Raw genomic sequence first — 20,218 nt, 5'->3', positions numbered from 1 at the left:
ATCTTGTTTTAGATACATATGGATTTCCTGATACCCAGTATCTCCAAGGATAAAAGCGAGCTTCACCTGTATTTTGGATACCAATTCGGGGCCCTGTTTCTATTTTGTCTGGTTTGTAGCCCTGTGTGATGTAAAGGGGTGGTTCCGTAAAGTGATGACCATAATCATCTAAAGTAATTCCCAACGCTTTTGTTAATTTTCCTGGTCCATTTGTCCATTCACGCATGGGCCTGCCATTACGCCTTTCTTCCATTAGCGCGAGCCCTTCTTTTGGCTCAATGGCACGAATTAAAATACCATGTGGGATATCTTTCTTATTACATACAACATTTAATAGGACATGTGTATGCATTGTATAGGTATAAGCAACTCCAGCATCCGAAAACATAATCTCTGTTCGCTTTGTACGCCTGTTTCCAAAACTATGGGCTGCACGATCATTCGCCCCCATGTATGCTTCGGTTTCTACAATGAATCCCGAACATCTTCCTTCTGGCGTTTCTTTAACAAGTAAACAACCAAGGAGAGATTCTGCTAATTGCAACGTAGGTTGCTCGTAAAAGGTTTGCGGTAATGGTATTAAATCGATCGTCATAAAAAAACTCCCTTGATTAACTATCCTTTACGATTTAAGTAGCATTATACATAAATCATTTTCAAGATGGAAGAAGAGGGAGATTTCCAGTTACTTTTTTATCCTTTAATTTACTTTTAACATAGATGATAACAACATTTTTGTATAGTCATGCTTAGGGTTGTTAAGAATACTTTTTGTTTCTCCAATCTCAACTATCTCCCCTTTATACATGACCGCCATACGATCACACATATAGCGAATCACTGACATATTGTGAGATATAAATAAGTAAGTTAACTGGTTTTCTTGCTTTAATTCCTTTAGTAAATTCAAGACTTGGGCTTGCACGGATACATCTAATGCTGATGTCGGTTCATCAAGCACTATAAAAGAAGGCTCTGTAACGAGTGCTCTTGCAATAGCGATCCGTTGCCTTTGCCCACCGCTAAATTCATGTGGATAACGTTCGAGATGTTCGATTTTTAATCCTACTCGCTTCACAAGTGTATGAAGTCTTTCCAAAGACCCTTTTACTTTTCTTTCTTGATCTGGCAGAGCGTTTAATGGTTCTAAAATAATTTGCTTGACTCTCATCCTTGGATCAAGAGATGATTGAGGATCTTGAAATACGGTTTGAATTTCTCCCGGACTTGGTCGCATAAACCTTTTCTTTTTCCACAGTAAATTATTTCTATAGGAAATATCACCACTCGTAGGTGGCTCTAATCCTATGAGCAATTTTCCAAGTGTGCTTTTACCCGATCCCGACTCTCCTACCAATCCTAGTGTTTCTCCTTCGTAAATAGGTAATGAGATATCTTTGATAGCTTGAATGACAGCCTTTCTTTTACCATATATTTTGTTTATATGATTTATTTGGACAAGTGGTGTCATGCTTCATCTCTCCTTAACCAGCAAGCTACATAATGATTGCCTTCACAAATGTCTAGTTTCGGATCATGTTCACGACAAATTGTCATAGCCTGTTTACATCGAGAATGAAAGGGACAGCCCATAGGTGGGTATCTCAAATCAGGGACTTCGCCTGGTATAGCTTCCAACAGCTGGTCTTGTTGTTTAAGATCTGGCAACGAATTTAACAAAGCTTCTGTATAAGGATGCTTTGGAAAATGTAAAACATCGTAGGTTAAACCAGTTTCCACAATTTGACCTGCATACATCACTATGGTTCGATCACATAATTGAGAAACAACACCTAGATCATGGGTTATTAAAAGGACGGAAACGCTCTTTTTTTGATTAAGTTCTTTCATTAAGTTAAGTATTTCTGACTGAATCGTGACATCTAAAGCTGTTGTAGGTTCATCAGCAATTAACAATTCAGGTGGATTAGACATCGCTAAGGCGATGACTACACGTTGTCTCATACCACCGCTTAATTCAAAAGGATATTGTTTAGCTACTTTTTCTGGATGATGGATATGAACATCTTTTAACGCTTCGATCGCAAGTCGATAGGCTTCTTTTTTACTTACTTTTTTATGCTGCCTGATCACCTCAATTAATTGTTGTCCAATATTCATTGTTGGGTGAAGGGCTGTCATCGGTTCCTGAAATACCATACCAATTTTTTTACCTCTTAGGGCCTGAATGTCTTTTACATTCATTTCTAATAAGTTTTGATCGTGGTATATAATCGATCCATTTGAGATATGTGCGTTTTCATCTAGTAATCCCAAAATGGAAAGAGCTGTTACAGATTTACCGGATCCCGACTCTCCTACGATACCGACAATTTCTCCCTGCTCTATGTGAATATTTATATTCGTTAACGCTTTGACTCTTCCATTAAGATCGTTAAATTCTACAGATAGATTTTTTATGTCTAACATATATCCTTTCCTCCCTACCTGTTTGACTTAGGATCTAGAATATCTCGAACACCATCACCAATTAAGTTTAGTGCTCCTGATGTTAAGAAAAGAAAGATTCCAGGGAATGTGGGATACCACCAATAATCAAGCAAATATTTCCAACCAATACTTATCATAGAACCCCATTCCGGAGTAGGGGGTTGCGCCCCTAAACCTAGAAAACCGAGTGTCGCAATCATTAGAATGGCATTCCCTACATTCAACGTGGCTTGAATAATGACTGGAGAAACTGCATTTGGAATAATGTGTTTCAGTATAATGGGAATGGGTCTGATACCGAATACTGCAGCAGACTTAACAAATAATTTTTCTCTTAGTACTAATGTTTCACTCCGAGCAAGGCGGACATAAATGGGAATTTCTACAATGGCAATCGCGATCATAGCATTATGTAGACTAGGTCCCAAAGATGCAGTAAGAGCCATAGCAAGAATAAGTGTCGGAAAAGCCAATAACATGTCCATGATTCTCATGACAATCTGATCAATGATACCCCCAAAATAACCAGATACCGCACCTATGAAGATACCAAAACAAGCAGCAATAATAATAACGAGTAATCCAACACCGAGAGATAATCTTGCACCGAATAATGTTCTAGTTAAAATGTCTCTTCCTACCTCGTCTGTTCCGAACAAATGTCGAAATGATGGTCCCTGAAATTTCTCAGCAACATTTATTTTTATAGGATCATAAGGCGTTAAAACAGGAGCTAAGAGAGCTAGAACAATCATGGCAAACAAAATAAGAAAGCCAATAAGCGTCATTTTATTATGTTTTAATTTGAACCAAATAGGATGTGTTTTGATATTTTTCTTTGTTGCTTCTGATGCTATTTGTGGATTAATCATGATATTCTCCTTTCCTACTCTTTCAACTGTGGATTGAGAATGAAATACGTAATATCCACCATCAAGTTAATCAAAACATAACCAATTGATATAAAAAGTGTGAAACCCATAATTGCTGGGAAGTCTAAGTAAGCAATGGAATCAACCACGTATTTTCCCATACCAGGCCAATCAAAAATTGTTTCTGTTACAACAGCCCCTCCAAGTAGTGCACCGAATGATGTGCCAATGACGGTGACTGTTGGAACTAGTGCATTTCTTAACGCGTATCGAATGAGTAGTTTGTAACCATGTATGCCGTTGGCTTTAGCTGTTCGAATATATTCCTGACTTAGCACCTCTAACATACTTGCACGGACTTGACGTGTAATAATAGCGAGCTGGGCATATGATAAAACTAGAGCAGGGAGAATAATATGTTGTAGGCTACTTTTTAAAGCGATCATATCGCCACTTAGCAAGCTATCAATAATGTAAAAACTGGTGATTCGGGTTGGCGGATTAATAGTCATATCAATTCGTCCATTCGCTGGGAACCAATTGAGATAACCATAAAAAATCAATATAGCAACTAAACCACTAAAAAATACAGGAATAGAAACGCCACTTATTGAAAAAATTCGACTAGCATGGTCCCAAAATTGATTCTTTTTAACTGCTGATACGATTCCTAAAGGGATACCAAGCAAAATAGCTATAATAAAAGCAGCTATAGCGAGCTCTAAGGTTGCTGGGAAATAGTTGGCTAGATCATCAATGACAGGATTTTGTGTCCGAATCGAAGTCCCAAAGTCTCCTGAAAGAACCCCTTTCACATATTCAACATATTGGATCAAGATCGGTTGATCTAGACCCAATTGCTGACGTATATGTTCTACGGTTTGTTTACTTGCATGCTGGCCTGCCATCATACTAGCAGGATCTCCTGGAATGATATGCGAAAGAACAAACGTAACTAAGGACACTCCAAAAATAACAAAGACAAGAAAAGCGATTCGTCTCATAACCATTTTCATCATGTTGCATCACCTCATCAGGTTATTTAGACATGTCTTGTAAATTGTAAATACCTTGCAACATTGGATTAAATACAAATCCTTTAACATTTTTATTTATCGGCAATAAGTAATCTTTTTGATAAAGTAAAATATAAGGTGCGTCATCAATGACGATCGTTTGAATATCTTTATATAGGGCTTCACGTTTTGACTGATCATTTGATGTTGCTGCTTCAGCTAACAATTGGTCTACCTTTGTATTTTTATAAAAGGCACGATCCCCAGCCAAACCAAAGTTTTTGGAATCATACCAAAAATTCATGAAAGCAAATGGGTCGGCAAAATCAGGACTCCAAACACCTAATGCTAGATCAAAGTCACCCTTATCCATCATATCTCGTGATGTTGCATACGCTACTTTATTTAATTTAACCTTTACACCAATAGTCGCTAACTGGGATTGAATCGTTAGAGCTTCTGTTTCCCACCAAGGATTATTGTCTGAGTATAGTAGTTTTAAGGTTACATTAAAAACCCCAGCCTCTTTTAATAAAGATTTAGCTTTGTCGACATCTAATTGGTACTGTTTTGCGCTACTATCATAACCCCAAAGGCCTTTAGGAATTGGTCCACGACTCTGCGTAGCGTACCCTTGTTGAACGGCTTTAATTAGTGATGGGTAGTCGATACCATAGTTTAATGCTTGTCTCACTTTTTTGTTCTTTAAAGCGTCGTTTCCTTTGCTAGAATTAATATAGACATAGTCTACTAATAAACTAGGTTTTTGAAGCAATGTTACATTTTTCATAGATTTAAGAGATTCAATTTGATCGACTGGTACACCTTCTGCAATATCAACATCACCTTTTTGTAATTGTAGTTTTTGAGCAGAGGGATCACTCACAATTTTAAAGGTAACCTTTTTTAAAGCAGGTTTTACTGTTGAATGTGGGTTTAATCCTAATTGGATATATTCTCCCTTTTTCCACGTTGTTAGCTGATAAGGACCACTTCCCATTGTATGGTTCGCAAGATAGCCTTGACCCATATCTCCATCTTTTTCTTTATCCATCACTTTTGGATTGACAATATTGACGTAGTTTGCCGCTAGAGTGGACAAAAACGGAGGAAAGTTTTGTTTTAGAGTAAATACGACTGTATCGGATGAAGGAGCATCCACTTTTGAGATTTCACTGTAAACACTTGCTGGCCCTTTGGCCACTTTTAAAAGTCGTTCAAAACTAAACTTAACGGCATTAGCGTCTACGGATGTACCATCAGCAAATTTATGACCACTATTCAAATGAAAGGTCCACGTCTTTCCATCTTTGCTCACAGACCAATCTTTCGCTAATCCCGCTTTCACCTTTGTATTTTCACCATCAAAATCGACTAATCTTTCGTAGGCAGGATATGTAATTTTCCATGCAGAGTTATCCATTGTCACTGCAGGATCTAGGGTGCCTTGATCCGCACTTATTGCTACAGTCAATGACGAATCAACTTTATATTTCGAATCTTTTTTGGAAGATGGAGCATTAGAATTCTTTGCACAAGCTGTAATGATGGAAAATAACATAACAATCGAAATAACCAAAGTTAATGTCTTTTTCAAAATAAGCCCCCCTATTCATTTCCTTATGTAAAATGATCAAATTAAGTACAATTTTTGCTTGTCCTAAATTTGGATCAATCCAACGGCCATTGAGAAATACCTGAATATAACATGCTCTGTTTTGTCTTCTCAGACCAAGGTCTATTTCCAAAATCATAATGCCACCATTCAGTCGGATTGACCGTAAAACCTTCTTGAGTCATGACGGCTTTTAGAAGTCTCCTATTATCTCTTCTCACTCTATCTTGATCCGTGAGGTTTACTTGATTCTCATAATAATCAAGATAGGCAATATCCGAAAAGTCATCAAAATCAGTCCCCATATCAAGCCATTCCATATCTTTTGCAATAGTCAGGTCGATTGCCCCGCCAGTAAAATGAGGGGCTGGCTTTTCTGGATCCTTTGAAGGATAAGCGACAAAAGAGGCAATGTCTCGTTTTATCTTCTCATCTGTATATCCCATTTTTTTAAATTCATGAATCGTTTTATTATAGATATACAATTGCGTCTCATACGACCTCCATCCATCCAAAAGAACCAAGGATAAGCCATCTGGCAACTGATTTGCCGCAGAAATGACTTTACTCGCGACACTTTCTCTCAGATACAGATTATCTGACGTTCCAGGCATTTTCTTTTGATAATAGATAGGTTGAATCACTATTTTAGGTGATCGATTTCTCATAGATACAAGCGGTTCATCTTTTTTAGAAAGTATAACATCCGATGTCTTCTGCTTTTCATCATTCATGGTTTGTCCCATCCACCACCTTTTTTATTTTAAGTTTATCAATTATTATAAGATTAATGTTCACAATATTGTGTGATATTGTCAGATTTTCTAACAATGTTTTTGTTTATTTTGAATGCAGTGCAGGCTATTTCTTTGGCGCTTTACGCCTTGTTTTTACGGCGGAACAAAGAAAACTAGCTGCCAAGTTATTTTAATTTAGTTGAAAATTTAAGAACAACTTTGTATGCTTTTATAAAAATAGGATTGATTTAATTAGTTTTAAAAGGAGGCGTTAATGATGTGTGGCCGGTATACCCTTGTGACAGATTTAGATATTTTAAAAGAACGTTTTCTGTTTTCTAATGACGTACTTATTGAGCCCCGTTACAATATTGCACCAGGGCAAAATATCCTGACAGTCGTTAGTGATCAAACAAATCATAGAAGAGCTGGTTTGTTAAAATGGGGGCTCGTTCCTTTTTGGGCTAAAGAACCGAAAATTGGTTATAAAATGATCAATGCGCGCGCTGAAAGTATCGATGAAAAGCCTTCATATAAGACTCTTCTTTCACGTCGAAGGTGCTTGATTTTAGCAGATAGTTTCTATGAATGGAAAGCCACAGAAGATGGGAAACAGCCGATGCGGATTTTACTAAAAGGCAGCGTTCCATTTGCTATGGCAGGGTTATGGGATAAATGGCGGCATAACGATCAAACTCTAACAACATGTACGATTATTACAACAGCCGCAAATACTTTAATGAAGGACATTCACCATCGAATGCCCGTGATCTTAACAAAAGAAGCAGAAACTATGTGGCTTGATCGTTCAAAAAAAGACAGCCATGCGCTTAAATCTCTATTAACCCCTTATAAACCTGATGAAATGACCTATCATCCCGTTTCGACTCAAGTCAACAATGCACGTCTAGATGATGTTTCTTTGATTAGTAAAATCAATTCACTTTAGAGTAATTTGCTTGTCCTTCAAACACTTAAGTTTCAATTAATAATATTTGGGAACTTCAATCTAAACTTGAATAAATGCATAAGAACAATGAAATCTTATTAAAGATGCTAAGATTCAAGGATTGGAGTAGATAGACATGAAAGCTGTAACTTATCAAGGTCCGAATAACATTGAGGTTCAGGATGTTGAGGATGCAAAGTTAGAAAAAAAGGATGATGTCATTGTTCGGATTACATCTGCTGCCATCTGTGGATCGGATAAACATCTCTACCAGGGGAATTTCCCACTTAGAAAAGGCTATTTACTCGGTCACGAATCAATGGGAATTGTTGAAGAGGTTGGCCCTGATGTCACTAAAGTTAAAAAAGGAGATCGCGTGGTCATTCCGTTTACAGTGGCTTGTGGGCATTGCATCTACTGCCAGCATGGATTTGAAAGCCAATGCGATCACTCAAACCCACATTACGACTCAGGTGGCTATTTAGGTTATACAGAGAAATTTGGTGATTATCCAGGCGGCCAAGCCGAATATTTAAGAGTGCCTTTTGGCAATTTCACGCCTTTTCTTATTCCGGAATCATGTGAACTTGAAGATGATTCTCTTCTTTTTCTATCTGATGTTTTGCCAACGGCTTTTTGGAGTGTTCAACATGGCGGGGTTAAACCGGGAGACACGGTCATCATCTTAGGTTGTGGGCCGATTGGATTAACGGCACAGAAATTTGCATGGATGGCGGGTGCAGAGCGAGTGATCGCCGTGGACTATGTTGATTATCGGTTGAACCATGCCAGAAAAACAAACAACGTGGAAGTGTTTGATTTTACTAAATATGATGATATGGGTGAACATTTAAAGGAAATCACCCAAGGCGGCGCTGATGTTGTTATTGACTGTGTCGGTATGGATGGAAAAAAATCTCCGCTTGAGTTCATCGAACAAAAATTAAAATTGCAAGGTGGAACCCTTGGACCTATTCAAATCTCCACAAAAGCCGTAAGAAAATGTGGAACCGTTCAAATTACAGGTGTTTATGGTAGTAACTATAATATGTTCCCACTCGGTGCTTTTTTTGTAAGAAACGTGACCTTAAAAATGGGACAATGTCCTGCTCCCCACTTGATGCCGGAAATTTTCAATAAAATTATCCATAAAGAAATCGATCCTACGGATATTATTACCCACCATATTCCTTTGGAAGAAGCGAGTACGGGTTATAAAATCTTTAATAACTTTGAAGATGGTTGTATTAAAGTTGTTTTAAAACCATGAATGACCAAACAACCCTTCGTCCATTAGGAGAAGGGTTGTTCATTTTTTAACCGGCAGTCAAAACATCATATAATACGCTTTTAATTTAATTCATCCATTTGATTAAAAATAGCCTTAAGTGCCTTTAAATCCTCTGTTGACAATGTAACACCTTTTCCCATTTTAGTTCCATCTGGAGACCAGTCACGAAGATCATATTTTGGTTCTCTTCCATTCCAACTAATGAGGTTCAGTTGTTTTTTCCAACCCTTCGGTGATTCCGATAATTCTCCAATCGTTTTGATTATCTCGTATTTTACCTCTGCCAAACTATCACCACCCTATTTACTTTTTCTTTAGAATATCTCAATGGATATGAATAAACAATAGAAACATAATATCGGTAAACTTAGTACAATTAAAAATTTACACCATATATAGTTAGTGCACTAATTATATTTACACATATCAATTAATGAAGTACAATATAAAATAACGCTTTACAAAAGGAGGAGCTAGTTTGAACTCATTAGATGACACAATTGGTTTTAATACAGCTAAAACGGCCCGTAAAATTACACGCATACTATCAAATCATCTCAAAGAATCCCAACTTACAGCTGAGCAATGGGGCGTTTTAAAACGTTTAACAGAACAAGATCATGTAACACAGAAACAATTAGCCTTGCGTTCAGATAAAGATCAACCGACCTTGACAAAAATTCTTGATTTATTAGAAAAAAACGGATTTATTAACCGACAGTTAAATCCAAATGATCGACGTTCCTTCTTAATCGTGATAACAGAACAAGGTCGAAAGTTGGTAGACGATCGCTTTAATGAGGTCGAATTGCTTTTTCAAAAGATCGTCAACCACATCCCAAAAGAGGACTTAGAGACTTTCCAACATGTTCTAGGACAAATTCAGAAGAATATCGATCTACTTCATGATTTACCACATAACAAATAGGAGGTTAAAATTTGCAATCATCAACATCACGGCTATGGACGGGGCAATTTATTATCATTATTTTAACATCTTTTATTTTCTTCTTAGCCCTTCAAATGCTGACGGCTGGTTTCCCAGCGTATATTACAGAACTCACCCACAACCCAACTAAGGGAGGCATCATGACAACAGTCTTCATGTTGGCGGCCATTATTTCAAGACCCGTTATTGGGATTATTATGCACAAAGTTAATATGAAGAAAATCCTGTCATTCATTTTAATAGGCGTTCTTTTTACACTTGTTATCAGCTATAATCAAAGCTCTATGACCTTTCTCGTTGTCTTAAGGCTATTGCAAGGGATTGGCTTTGGTGTAGCAACCACGCTTCTTGCTACCATGGCAACAAATATCATCCCCAATAACCGTATTGGAGAAGGCATTGGTTACTTTGGCATTTCAACGAGTCTTGGTACAACACTAGGTCCAATGTTCGCTCTCACACTACTTCATCATTTTACATTCAATACAATGATCTTTGTGAATATTGGTTTACTCATCTTAACATGTCTTTTTAGTTTTATTATTAAAAATGACACGCCTGTCATTCCATTGGAAAAACCCATAAAAAAAATAAATCAACATTCATCCATATGGCAATATGCCTTTGATAAACGAGCCTTAATCCCTTGTTTTCTTGTCTTTATCTTTTATATCACTTTCTCAGGAATCGTGAATTTTATTAACGGAATTGGGAGTGAAACGCATTTAGCCGGAAAAGTCTCTCTTTTCTTCTTAATTAATGCCATTGTTACGCTGGCTATACGACCTTTTTCGGGAAAAATTTACGATCAAATAGGACATAAATATCTCATTCTCCCAGCCAGTATATGTGGTATTATTGGACTGATTTTAATCTCAATAACACAACACTTTTCTTTACTCTTTGTTGCTGCCGTGTTCTACGGCATAGCCTATGGCATTATGCAACCTACCTTTCAAGCTTGGGCGGTTAGTTTGGTTTCACCAGATAAAAAAGGTACAGCCAATGCAATGGCCTTCAGTTTTATGGATTTAGGTATGGCTTTTGGAGCGGCAACTCTTGGGGGAGTAGCTGGTCAAATCGGTTATCGATCCATGTTTGGTTTCTCATCCATCCTTATTGTTTTGTTAATCATTCTTTATTTATTTGCATTCAAAAAACTCTCCCGTAGGGCTAAAGAAGACCTATCACTAGAGAAACAGAGAGCGTAGAATGTTATCTAAAGGATCTTCTGAAAAAAATCTTTCTACCCGTATGAAAAGAACCACAATTCCTTTTTTATAAAGGATATTGTGGCCTTTTTTATTCAGTGAAATTAAATTTATTTTAGAAAGTGACGGGAAAGTAACCTACAAGAAAAGCCAAAACTTAAATTTTGATGGTATATAGGGTGTTAGAGCCTTATAATTATCATCTAATATATCAATATTTCAGCCTTCTATATTTTAATCTTATGATTTATTGGCTGAACAAAACGAATGACTGCAAGAGAGGCTATGATAGCTATTCCGCCTGCAAGAAGAAAAGCAATGGTGAATGTTCCTGAGGTTTGAACGATATACCCTGTTAAAGTCGGACCGATAATTCCGGCAATATTAGCTAAGAAGTGCATAAATCCGCCAACGGATCCAACGTTATGTTTGTCTACAACGTCTTGAATGATGGCCCAATATATCGCACCTGTTAAGTAGAGAAAGAAAACGGATAGTGCGACTAACGTAACGGCACTTGGGATGGTTGTTACTAGACCAGCAATGCCAATACAGACTGCTGATATAAATAAACAAATAACAAGGACAATTTTACGAGAAAACAATATCCCTTTACCGGCAAACTTTTTGAAAACCCAATCTGAAACTAACCCACCTACAGCTAAACCAATAAATCCAAATACCCAAGGAATAACCGAAATAATACTCATATCTTTGATACTCATTCCTCGTGCTTTTACTAAATAGCTCGGGAACCATGTTAAAAAGAAGAATAGGATGTAGTTATAAGCAAAAAACGCAAAGGCTGTAAATAATATTGTTTTTTGTTTTAAATAGAAGGTTAAAGATTTTTTTTCATTTAAAGTTGACTCTGGATCCTCTGGGGTTGGTAATACTTTAAAGTTCTGCGTTCTAGGTTTTTCTTTCACAAACTTCCACCAGAAAAAGGACCAGATTAAACCAATCGCCATGATACATATAAATGATATTTGCCAATTATACGAAAGTGCTATAAAGCCAACAATAGGTCCAGAAATGGCACCTCCAAGGGTTGTGCCACTACTTGTAATTCCAATAATGGAAGCACGTTGATTGGACGGAAACCAATTATTGACCATTTTATTAATCGTTGTCGATAGCGGACCTTCACCCATTCCAAATATGACACGAATGATCATCAAGCTAATAAATCCCACTGCGAGCGCAACTGCTCCGCTAAATAATGACCATACGATCATTGCGGCAAGTAGCGTACGTTTTGCACCGAATCTATCCGAAGCGATTCCACCTAAAAAATTAAAAACGGCATAACCAATCGAAAAACTACTAAAAATGATCCCCATTTGTGTAGCTGATAAATCCAAATCTTTTTGAATAAAAGGAGCCGTAATTGACAGAGCAGAGCGATCTAAGTAGTTAATCACGCCTGCTAGAAAAAGCAGGATAACAATCGATAATTTCCCTTTGGAAAACATAGATAACCCTCCTCGTAATCGGACCTGCTTTCTTTTTAAAGGTTCTTAGTTTTTCAGAAATTCATAAACACTGGAAGCAATCGTAATTCCTTCTTCTAGATTTTTTTCTTCATGTAATTGTTCAATTTCTCCTGGTATATACACTCGATCAAATCCTTTAGCAGGAGGAACCTGTTGCAGTTGTTCCATCATTTCATCCATTTGTGTTAAAAATTCTTCGGTATCTGTAAAAAAAGATGGATTGATGGCACAAAAATAGTGACCAAGTTTCCGATATTTATCAAGGTCATCGTACATTCTTCCGATGTGTGGACCAAAGGCCGCACCAGCTAACAATCCGGAGAAAACATCCACAATGACCGACAATCCATAACCCTTTGGTCCGCCAAAAGTGGAAAGTGATACGACTTTATTTGGATCGGTAACAGCATCCCCATGTTCATCGACTCCCCATCCTTTTGGTATTTCCTTCCCTACTTCACGAGCCTGAAGAATTTTACCAAAGGCCACATTAGATGTTGCCATATCTAGAATAAAGGGCTTTTTATTTTTTCCTGGTATCCCATAAGCAATAGGATTTGTTCCTAAAAAGGCTGATTTCCCTCCAAATGGAACGACTATACTATCCGTGTGCGTCATAGCAATTCCGATAAGTTTGGCATCCGTTGCTTTTTGGACAAAATAACTTAATGCTCCGCAATGACTACTGTTCATGGCTGTGACCATTCCAACGCCATTTTTTTGTGCCATACTAATGGCATGATCCATTGCGATATCTCCAATAATGTGACCAAATCCATTATCACCATCTACCACTCCAGTTACTGGACCAGTTGACTGAAATGATATGTTGGCATTTGCATTAATTCCTCCAGCTTTCAGACGATTCGTGTAATGCTCCGTCCGCAGTACACCATGTGAATTTACATTTCTTAAATCCGCATGGACAAGCACCTCTGCAATTTTTTCCGCGTCTTTTTCTTTTAATCCTGCTTTTGAAAGTTTTATCACTACTAATTTTTTAGCTTCTTTGGCTTGAATTTTTACAGTTGACATCGTTATGTCCTCCTTTTGATTACGCTTTCATTTTGTTAGTTTAAATAATACTGAATGACCCTTATCTTACCTTTCTATATCAACTATCATCTGTAAATGCCTTTGAACCATTGGTTACAATCTATTCAAACAAATCCCTTCCTTCCCCTTCTAAATCGGTTTAGTTTTTATGAAGCGCTTACAAATTAAAGTAAATTCAGTTTCTGGTATATATATATGTTGGTTAGTTAGAAATATGGCTAGCTTAGTAAATTTTTTATCGTTGATTATTTATTAAAAGGGGTTTGGAAATCATGTGTACCCATATATATGTTTTTAAATAGGATTCGACGTAAACTTCCAACCCCCCCATTTAAGTGCAAACTCCCTCAATGTCGTGTCGTTATTAGCTGCCGTTCCTTAACTAATTTTAAGATGCCGGAAATGGGTCTTCTATTCTTTCGTCTTTTCACCCTTGCTTTTAATGTAAAAGCCGTTTCTTTTTGACCATTCCACACAATATAAGTCATCGACATTATCGTAACCCTTTTTGCTGAGTTCTTTCCTTAACCATTCTTTATTTTGGTCGATCCTATATAATTGTTCTTCAATAATTTCGCCGTCATCCACTAATAAAGCAGATAAGTTAGGATCTTCCTTTTTAATAACAGTTAGAGATCCATCGATTTCTAAGATGGCATGTTTGATATCATATAACGAATAAATACCCTGCTCTCGTAGTAAAATTCGGAATTGCTCCATTTCTAAGTTGTTTCTTTTAAATTCTTTTATATTGATATCCCCATCTTGAATTAACGGTGATGATTGCCCATAGATAATTTTTCTGCCCTTCCTTTTTCTAGTTAAGAATTCAAGCAGATAAATCAACACTGCCCAAAAAGCAATAGCATAAAGTAATCCCAATATATTAGGTGGTGTATTTAAAAAGTTTGCCAGCATATTTGTGACGATAAACAGATGAATGAAATCCAAAGCCGTTAGCTGCCTCATTTTTTTATTACTTTGGATTCTAACAAACACCCACAAACAAACAAAGACAACTAGTAATTTATAAGTCGTCGTTAAATACAAGGGTGTTCACTTCCTTTTCTATCGTGTTTGTATGGATAGTGCCCCGGTTTATCTTCCATGTCCTATTAAACATTGATAAAACCTACCAATCTCCACCCTATTTTTATTCCCTCTCCATTTGCGATAAAACAAGGAAGATGTTAGCATTTTTTACAAACTGTAATTAAGTGGTATCCTTTATGATCTAACTCGTGGCCTATTCATGTAGTTATATTGGTTGATTTTCTTTCATTTTATTATTTCTTATTAGACAAAGTAAAAAACCCCTGCTTTCATGGTTCACATCAAAGCGGGAGTTTTACCATTTAAATATTAAAATCCATTTATTGATAAGTTCACTAAATTAATTGCTTAATTGACATTTTCCTTTAAAAGTTCAGGATGTTCAACCTTATTGATAAACGCTTTTGTTCTCTCATGCTTTGGATGGTGAAAGAACTCTTTTGGATGGCCTTCCTCAACGATGACACCTTTATCCATAAAGATGATTCGATCGCCTACTTCTTCGGCAAACCTCATTTCGTGAGTCACCAATACCATGGTCATTCCTTCACGAGCAAGATCACGTATAACGTTAAGTACTTCTCCAACGAGTTCGGGATCAAGAGCAGACGTTGCTTCGTCAAAGAGCATGACTTTTGGCTCCATGGCGAGTGCTCGTGCGATCGCCACACGTTGTTGTTGTCCGCCAGACAATTGTCTAGGGTAGTGATCCATCCGTTCTCCTAGACCCACCTTAATTAAATATTTTTCGGCTGTTTTTTTAGCTTCTTCTTTTGATTTCTTACGGATTTTGATTTGAGCTGCCATCACATTTTCGATGGCGGTCATGTTCGGAAATAGATTAAACCGTTGAAACACCATTCCGACTTCCGTTCGAAGAGAGGCAATATGCTTCTCGTTATATTTCCCATGAGGATCAACAAAATAGTGACCTTCAATCTTCACACGTCCTGAGGTCGGCTCTTCAAGATAGTTCAAACACCTAAGAAATGTTGATTTACCAGAACCGGATGGACCAATGATAACGACTTTTTCACCTTGTTTAATTTCTATATCTAAACCTTTTAGTATTTCATTCTCTCCGAACGATTTGTGTAACTTTTCAACCTCAATCATTGTTTTAGCCACGTTTTGCCAACCTCCTCTCTAATAGTCCCATGAGTTGAGCCAATGGCAAACTAATAATTAGATAAGCAATGGCTAGAATGGTATAGGATTCAATCGTTAAAAATGTCTGTGATGCATACGTTTGTGCTCGCAACAATAATTCATTAACTGTAATAAAGGCCAGTAGTGATGTATCTTTGATCATCATGACAAGATAATTACCAAATACAGGTACAGCCGAACGCGTCGCTTGTGGAATAACAATAGACCAAAGGGACTGACGAGATGTATACCCAAGTGCAAGAGCCGCTTCGGTTTGCCCACGATCAACAGATAATATAGAAGCCCGAATAACTTCAGATAAGTAGCAACCATAATTGATTCCAAGACCAAGTGCCCCGGCAATAAATGGACTAAAACTTAACTGGTACCCTGGTGTCCAAATCTGTACAACTAAAGAAATAAGAAGCGGTGCAACGTAGTACATATAAACAAGTTGAACAAGCAGTGGTGTACCTCTAATGATTTCTAGGAAGACGACCAAAACGCCCCTTAGAATTTTTGATTTAGAGATTCGACCTATGGCAATAACTGTACCTAGAACAAATGCAATGATGAAACCACAAATGGTCGCTTCTAGCGCAATCCATAATCCGCTCCATAACATAGGGGTTAGATCATGTAGTGCTGCTCCGAAATCTAAGTTTTGTATGATATCCATCGTTTACCCTCTTTCTAAAAATCATCAGGGGACTTATAGTATTTCATTCCCTAGAAGTCCCTGACTTTTTGATTCTTAATTTTTACCTGGAAAATAATAGTCTTTAGATAAACCATACTTTTCTAAGATTTTTAAAACCGTACCGTCTTCTTTCATTGCAGCTAATTCTTTATTCACAGCGTCAACGAGTGATGTATCATTTTTTCTGCCTGCAGCTGCAATTTTCCCTGCATCAACTGGTGTATATGGTGATACCATTTTAATACCTAGAGATTTGTCCGTTTTGATCGCATAGGCAGCAAGTGCTCCATCACCAACAACAGCGTCTACTTTTTTAGTTTTAATGGCTAACATGAGTTCAGATTGGCCACCAAAGATTTTTACATCCTTCACTTTTCCTTCGCTTTTCCATTTTTGAGCGAGTTCAAGGAAAGATTGACCTTTTTGAGCCCCAACCACTTTACCTTTTAAATCATCAACACTTTTAACTGTAGAGTCTTTTCCGACAAGGATGGCTTCGCCTTCTTTGTACCAAATGTCTGTGAATTTAGCGACTTTTTCTCTTTCTGGTTTAACGTACATACCATCTGTAACAAGGTCAACACTTTTTTTATTTAATTCAAGTAATAAGTTCTCAAACTTGATTTCTTTCATTTCTACCTTTTTAATACCTAAGCGTTTTGCAATTTCTTTAATAATTTCTGCATCAATCCCAGTGAACTCTTTTGTATCTTTGTCAATGAAAGCAAATGGAGCATCATTAGATGACCCAACCACTAAGACCCCTTTTTTCTTTACTTGTTCTAAAGTGTTCCCTTCACTTTTTGCTGCCCCTGACTTACTTGAACTTCCGCAAGCACCAAGCAACATGGCGAACATTGATACGACCATTAATAATACTGTAGCTTTCATCCATTTTTTCATGTAGGAATCCCCCATAATCTAGTTTTTAATTATCTGACTTTAAAACAAAGATCGTGTGCAATAATTGTATACAATGTATAGCAATAAAAAATCAGGCTAGATATCTTGAAATGACCTGATGCAAGGATGCTAAGGATCGATAATCTCTTGAGAAATCAATATCACGTTTAATTGATAAAGTATGTAAAGCTGAAAGTTCTTTTGCAAGAGATACATTTCCATCTCGAATGGCATTTATGATGGCAGAATGTTCGTCCTCTGCATGTGATTCACTGCCGCCAGACATATTGTAGTAAGCCAAAATGATATGTGACAGCGATACTAACTTTCTAAGAGGCTCAATTAAGTAAGGATTTCTTGATGCTTCGATAATTGTCATGTGCAGTTGTTGTGTCTTAAGAAGCGCTTGATGAATTTCTCCCTTTTGATACAAGGTATATTCTTCTTTTAATAAGCGTTCCATCCATTCAATTTGCTTTGGTGTAGCTCGAACAGCCGCTAATCCAGCAGCTTCAGGCTCTAGAATGTGCCTGACATAAAAAATTTGTTCAGCTTCTCTTGGATTTGGACAATAAACAAAAGCTCCTTTCTTTGGAATGATTTCAACTAACGAATCAAATTTCAACCGTTGCAGGACTGCTCGTATCGGAGTACGACTAACATTGAATGCTTCAGCTAGAGACGTTTCTTTTAACTGCTGACCTGGCGGAAGCTTGGCCCTGAAGATGAGATCTCGTATGATGTGATAAATTTTCTCCTCATTAATCATGCTGACACCATCTTATTTTCAAAATATTTATGTAGTCATATTAACATGAATTTTTAGACAATATTATTTATATGTCAGATTTCCTTACATACTTTTTCGCTATTGTGACAATAAATGATATTAATTGACCTAAAAAAATAACTTTTTTTGAGATTATCTCAGCTCCACAGAGAAGTTTTTCCTCCGTTCTCTTGATATAATGAGGAGAGAATAATATCTTCTACAATCATCTAACAAAGGGGATAATAGAAAGAAAGATATTCAGTAAGCAATGGATTTATAATTTAACTAATCTATCAAACATATGGAGGATACATTTATGGAAAAGTTAATGTTTATTCAAACAGGATTTGGTGTGGATGTACATGGACAAGATGTGACGAAGGCAGCTATTAGAGCGATTGTAAATGCGATTCATACTAACTCAATGCCTGGTATAACCGACGTATTACCTAACCATGATTTGAACAAGATGAAGGTAAACATTAAATTGGCTGTACCTTGTGACAAAGACAAATTGGATATTGAAAAAGTTAAAGCTACTATTCCATATGGAACCGTTACCGTTGAAGTGATGGATGGCGGCATGTTGACCCGTAGCGGAATCTTTTTAGAGGATAAAGAAGATAAAAACGATTTGATGTATATTGTTAATGCATCGATTGAGACAGGCTATTGAAGAATTAAACTATAGGAGGAATCTTTGTCGATGAAAAATGCGATCACAGAAAGAAAATTGCTTGGTATTGCGGGACTAGCATGGCTATTTGATGCCATGGATGTGGGCATGCTGTCTTTTATTATTGCGGCTTTAAGTGTGGAATGGCATTTAAATGAGGTTCAAATGGGATGGATTGGAAGCATTAATTCGATTGGGATGGCTGTCGGTGCTTTTCTTTTTGGCTTATTCTCTGATCGTGCAGGAAGAAAATCCATCTTAATTATCACTCTTTTATTATTTTCCCTAGGCAGCGGGTTATCTGCATTAACAACCACACTTTCGCTTTTCCTGATTTTTCGTTTCATTGTTGGAATGGGGCTTGGCGGCGAACTTCCAGTAGCTTCAACGCTTGTTTCGGAAAGTGTTCAACCCGAAAAACGTGGCCGAATCGTTGTCTTACTTGAAAGTTTTTGGGCGGTCGGTTGGCTCATTGCAGCTCTTATTTCGTACTTTATTATTCCACACTTTGGTTGGCGAATGGCTCTTATTCTCAGCGCTATTCCAGCTTTATATGCGATCTATTTAAGGATTCATATGCCTGATTCACCAAAATTTCAGTCCGCGAAAACAGAAACGAATAAACCTTCTTTTATAAAGAATATCCTTCACGTATGGTCCAAAGAATTTGCACGCCCAACCATTATGTTATGGATTCTATGGTTCTGTGTTGTCTTTTCGTATTATGGCATGTTTTTGTGGTTACCAAGTGTGATGGTCATGAAAGGATTTAGTTTGATCAAAAGTTTTCAGTACGTCTTAATAATGACCTTGGCTCAGCTACCTGGATATTTTACAGCCGCTTGGTTTATTGAAAAATGGGGTCGTAAATTCGTTCTTGTTACCTATTTGATTGGTACAGCATTAAGTGCCTATTTCTTTGGCTCTGCAGAATCTCTAACTGCCCTTCTTATTTCAGGCATCTTATTGTCATTTTTTAACTTGGGTGCTTGGGGAGCATTGTACGCCTACTCTCCTGAGCAATACCCAACCAGTATCCGTGGAACAGGATCAGGGATGGCTGCAGCTATTGGACGGGTTGGCGGTATTTTAGGACCCCTTCTTGTTGGCTATCTCGTTACTCAACATGTATCCATTAATACAATCTTCCTTATTTTTTGTATATCCATTCTTATAGGTGCTCTCTCTGTTCTGTTATTAGGTAAAGAAACAAAAAGTCGTCAACTTTTATAAATTGAAAACCAAACCAGCTTCATGCGGGCAGTTATCCACCACCTAGTAACGCTTGTTTACACTCATTGCCTTGAGGTGGGGGTCAAAAA

At 37.2% G+C, this 20,218-nt stretch carries 21 protein-coding genes; 6 read left to right on the top strand and 15 right to left on the bottom strand.

Features of this window, described 5'->3' with window-relative positions:
* The 7 genes from GMB86_RS04100 to GMB86_RS04070 form a co-directional block, all read right to left on the bottom strand.
* Window positions 1-595 (bottom strand): DNA-3-methyladenine glycosylase (locus GMB86_RS04100; protein ID WP_155217062.1); only part of this gene is annotated, 595 nt, incomplete at its 3' end.
* A 105-nt stretch (window positions 596-700) separates the two neighbouring features.
* On the bottom strand, window positions 701-1,471 hold the full coding sequence (locus GMB86_RS04095; protein WP_155217060.1) for an ATP-binding cassette domain-containing protein: 771 nt from the start codon (window positions 1,469-1,471) through the stop codon (window positions 701-703).
* The gene (locus GMB86_RS04090) at window positions 1,468-2,430 is read right to left on the bottom strand and encodes an ABC transporter ATP-binding protein (RefSeq protein WP_155217058.1); all 963 of its coding nucleotides are present in this window, start codon (window positions 2,428-2,430) and stop codon (window positions 1,468-1,470) included. The genes GMB86_RS04095 and GMB86_RS04090 overlap by 4 nt, the downstream gene beginning before the upstream one ends.
* A gap of 14 nt (window positions 2,431-2,444) precedes the next feature.
* Complete coding sequence (locus GMB86_RS04085) at window positions 2,445-3,323, bottom strand: ABC transporter permease (protein ID WP_155217056.1); 879 nt, start codon at window positions 3,321-3,323, stop codon at window positions 2,445-2,447.
* A gap of 14 nt (window positions 3,324-3,337) precedes the next feature.
* Window positions 3,338-4,342, bottom strand: a complete 1,005-nt coding sequence (locus GMB86_RS04080; protein WP_155217054.1) for an ABC transporter permease — start codon at window positions 4,340-4,342, stop codon at window positions 3,338-3,340.
* A 19-nt stretch (window positions 4,343-4,361) separates the two neighbouring features.
* A complete protein-coding gene (locus GMB86_RS04075) occupies window positions 4,362-5,936 on the bottom strand; it encodes an ABC transporter substrate-binding protein (protein ID WP_230458991.1) in 1,575 nt (524 codons plus the stop codon).
* 74 nt (window positions 5,937-6,010) lie between these two features.
* Window positions 6,011-6,688, bottom strand: coding sequence for a M15 family metallopeptidase (locus GMB86_RS04070; RefSeq protein WP_155217096.1), 678 nt, complete (start codon window positions 6,686-6,688; stop codon window positions 6,011-6,013).
* A gap of 280 nt (window positions 6,689-6,968) precedes the next feature.
* On the opposite strand from GMB86_RS04070, the gene GMB86_RS04065 reads away from it, so the two are divergent.
* Both GMB86_RS04065 and GMB86_RS04060 read left to right on the top strand, forming a co-directional pair.
* On the top strand, window positions 6,969-7,640 hold the full coding sequence (locus tag GMB86_RS04065) for an SOS response-associated peptidase (RefSeq protein WP_155217094.1): 672 nt from the start codon (window positions 6,969-6,971) through the stop codon (window positions 7,638-7,640).
* A gap of 136 nt (window positions 7,641-7,776) precedes the next feature.
* Window positions 7,777-8,910 (top strand): zinc-dependent alcohol dehydrogenase, encoded by a 1,134-nt coding sequence (locus GMB86_RS04060; protein ID WP_155217052.1) that lies wholly within the window; start codon window positions 7,777-7,779, stop codon window positions 8,908-8,910.
* Between the two features lie 80 nt (window positions 8,911-8,990).
* Here GMB86_RS04060 and GMB86_RS04055 read toward each other — a convergent pair whose 3' ends face one another.
* Window positions 8,991-9,218: a YdbC family protein gene (locus GMB86_RS04055; protein ID WP_155217050.1), complete on the bottom strand. Its 228-nt coding sequence runs from the start codon at window positions 9,216-9,218 to the stop codon at window positions 8,991-8,993.
* A gap of 191 nt (window positions 9,219-9,409) precedes the next feature.
* Between GMB86_RS04055 and GMB86_RS04050 the strand changes: the two genes are divergently transcribed.
* The gene (locus GMB86_RS04050; protein WP_155217048.1) at window positions 9,410-9,859 is read left to right on the top strand and encodes a MarR family winged helix-turn-helix transcriptional regulator; all 450 of its coding nucleotides are present in this window, start codon (window positions 9,410-9,412) and stop codon (window positions 9,857-9,859) included.
* Window positions 9,860-9,870: 11 nt separating this feature from the next.
* Window positions 9,871-11,091, top strand: a complete 1,221-nt coding sequence (locus GMB86_RS04045; protein WP_155217046.1) for an MFS transporter — start codon at window positions 9,871-9,873, stop codon at window positions 11,089-11,091.
* 227 nt (window positions 11,092-11,318) lie between these two features.
* On the opposite strand, the gene GMB86_RS04040 is transcribed toward GMB86_RS04045, so the two are convergent.
* The 7 genes from GMB86_RS04040 to GMB86_RS04010 all read right to left on the bottom strand — a co-directional run bounded on the left by GMB86_RS04040 (window position 11,319) and on the right by GMB86_RS04010 (window position 18,217).
* Window positions 11,319-12,566, bottom strand: a complete 1,248-nt coding sequence (locus tag GMB86_RS04040; RefSeq protein WP_155217044.1) for an MFS transporter — start codon at window positions 12,564-12,566, stop codon at window positions 11,319-11,321.
* A 45-nt stretch (window positions 12,567-12,611) separates the two neighbouring features.
* Window positions 12,612-13,622: an ureidoglycolate dehydrogenase gene (allD, locus tag GMB86_RS04035; RefSeq protein ID WP_155217042.1), complete on the bottom strand. Its 1,011-nt coding sequence runs from the start codon at window positions 13,620-13,622 to the stop codon at window positions 12,612-12,614.
* Window positions 13,623-14,054: 432 nt separating this feature from the next.
* Window positions 14,055-14,693: a DUF421 domain-containing protein gene (locus GMB86_RS04030; protein WP_155217040.1), complete on the bottom strand. Its 639-nt coding sequence runs from the start codon at window positions 14,691-14,693 to the stop codon at window positions 14,055-14,057.
* Window positions 14,694-15,044: 351 nt separating this feature from the next.
* Window positions 15,045-15,812, bottom strand: coding sequence for an amino acid ABC transporter ATP-binding protein (locus GMB86_RS04025; protein WP_155217092.1), 768 nt, complete (start codon window positions 15,810-15,812; stop codon window positions 15,045-15,047).
* A gap of 4 nt (window positions 15,813-15,816) precedes the next feature.
* Window positions 15,817-16,524: an amino acid ABC transporter permease gene (locus tag GMB86_RS04020; protein WP_155217039.1), complete on the bottom strand. Its 708-nt coding sequence runs from the start codon at window positions 16,522-16,524 to the stop codon at window positions 15,817-15,819.
* A 75-nt stretch (window positions 16,525-16,599) separates the two neighbouring features.
* A complete protein-coding gene (locus tag GMB86_RS04015; RefSeq protein WP_155217038.1) occupies window positions 16,600-17,448 on the bottom strand; it encodes a substrate-binding periplasmic protein in 849 nt (282 codons plus the stop codon).
* A 91-nt stretch (window positions 17,449-17,539) separates the two neighbouring features.
* Window positions 17,540-18,217 carry a GntR family transcriptional regulator gene (locus GMB86_RS04010; protein ID WP_155217036.1) on the bottom strand — a complete coding sequence of 226 codons (678 nt, stop codon included), beginning with the start codon at window positions 18,215-18,217 and terminating at the stop codon, window positions 17,540-17,542.
* Between the two features lie 319 nt (window positions 18,218-18,536).
* Between GMB86_RS04010 and GMB86_RS04005 the strand changes: the two genes are divergently transcribed.
* Together GMB86_RS04005 and GMB86_RS04000 are read left to right on the top strand one after the other, a co-directional pair.
* On the top strand, window positions 18,537-18,896 hold the full coding sequence (locus GMB86_RS04005; protein ID WP_155217034.1) for a Lin0512 family protein: 360 nt from the start codon (window positions 18,537-18,539) through the stop codon (window positions 18,894-18,896).
* Window positions 18,897-18,926: 30 nt separating this feature from the next.
* Window positions 18,927-20,129, top strand: coding sequence for an MFS transporter (locus GMB86_RS04000; protein ID WP_155217032.1), 1,203 nt, complete (start codon window positions 18,927-18,929; stop codon window positions 20,127-20,129).
* Window positions 20,130-20,218 lie beyond the last annotated feature (89 nt).

Source organism: Terrilactibacillus tamarindi, from assembly GCF_009718825.1.
Taxonomy (GTDB): domain Bacteria; phylum Bacillota; class Bacilli; order Bacillales; family Sporolactobacillaceae; genus Terrilactibacillus; species Terrilactibacillus tamarindi.
This window is presented reverse-complemented; position numbering and strand designations above follow the sequence as displayed.

Excerpts from the sequence above, each read along its gene's own strand:
- GMB86_RS04095 (WP_155217060.1), bottom strand. The coding sequence starts at position 1,471 with ATGACACCACTTGTCCAAATAAATCATATAAACAAAATATATGGTAAA.
- GMB86_RS04090 (WP_155217058.1), bottom strand. The coding sequence starts at position 2,430 with ATGTTAGACATAAAAAATCTATCTGTAGAATTTAACGATCTTAATGGA.
- GMB86_RS04085 (WP_155217056.1), bottom strand. The coding sequence starts at position 3,323 with ATGATTAATCCACAAATAGCATCAGAAGCAACAAAGAAAAATATCAAA.
- GMB86_RS04080 (WP_155217054.1), bottom strand. The coding sequence starts at position 4,342 with ATGATGAAAATGGTTATGAGACGAATCGCTTTTCTTGTCTTTGTTATT.
- GMB86_RS04070 (WP_155217096.1), bottom strand. The coding sequence starts at position 6,688 with ATGAATGATGAAAAGCAGAAGACATCGGATGTTATACTTTCTAAAAAA.
- GMB86_RS04065 (WP_155217094.1), top strand. The coding sequence starts at position 6,969 with ATGTGTGGCCGGTATACCCTTGTGACAGATTTAGATATTTTAAAAGAA.
- GMB86_RS04060 (WP_155217052.1), top strand. The coding sequence starts at position 7,777 with ATGAAAGCTGTAACTTATCAAGGTCCGAATAACATTGAGGTTCAGGAT.
- GMB86_RS04040 (WP_155217044.1), bottom strand. The coding sequence starts at position 12,566 with ATGTTTTCCAAAGGGAAATTATCGATTGTTATCCTGCTTTTTCTAGCA.
- allD (WP_155217042.1), bottom strand. The coding sequence starts at position 13,622 with ATGTCAACTGTAAAAATTCAAGCCAAAGAAGCTAAAAAATTAGTAGTG.
- GMB86_RS04025 (WP_155217092.1), bottom strand. The coding sequence starts at position 15,812 with ATGATTGAGGTTGAAAAGTTACACAAATCGTTCGGAGAGAATGAAATA.
- GMB86_RS04020 (WP_155217039.1), bottom strand. The coding sequence starts at position 16,524 with ATGGATATCATACAAAACTTAGATTTCGGAGCAGCACTACATGATCTA.
- GMB86_RS04015 (WP_155217038.1), bottom strand. The coding sequence starts at position 17,448 with ATGAAAAAATGGATGAAAGCTACAGTATTATTAATGGTCGTATCAATG.
- GMB86_RS04010 (WP_155217036.1), bottom strand. The coding sequence starts at position 18,217 with ATGATTAATGAGGAGAAAATTTATCACATCATACGAGATCTCATCTTC.
- GMB86_RS04005 (WP_155217034.1), top strand. The coding sequence starts at position 18,537 with ATGGAAAAGTTAATGTTTATTCAAACAGGATTTGGTGTGGATGTACAT.
- GMB86_RS04000 (WP_155217032.1), top strand. The coding sequence starts at position 18,927 with ATGAAAAATGCGATCACAGAAAGAAAATTGCTTGGTATTGCGGGACTA.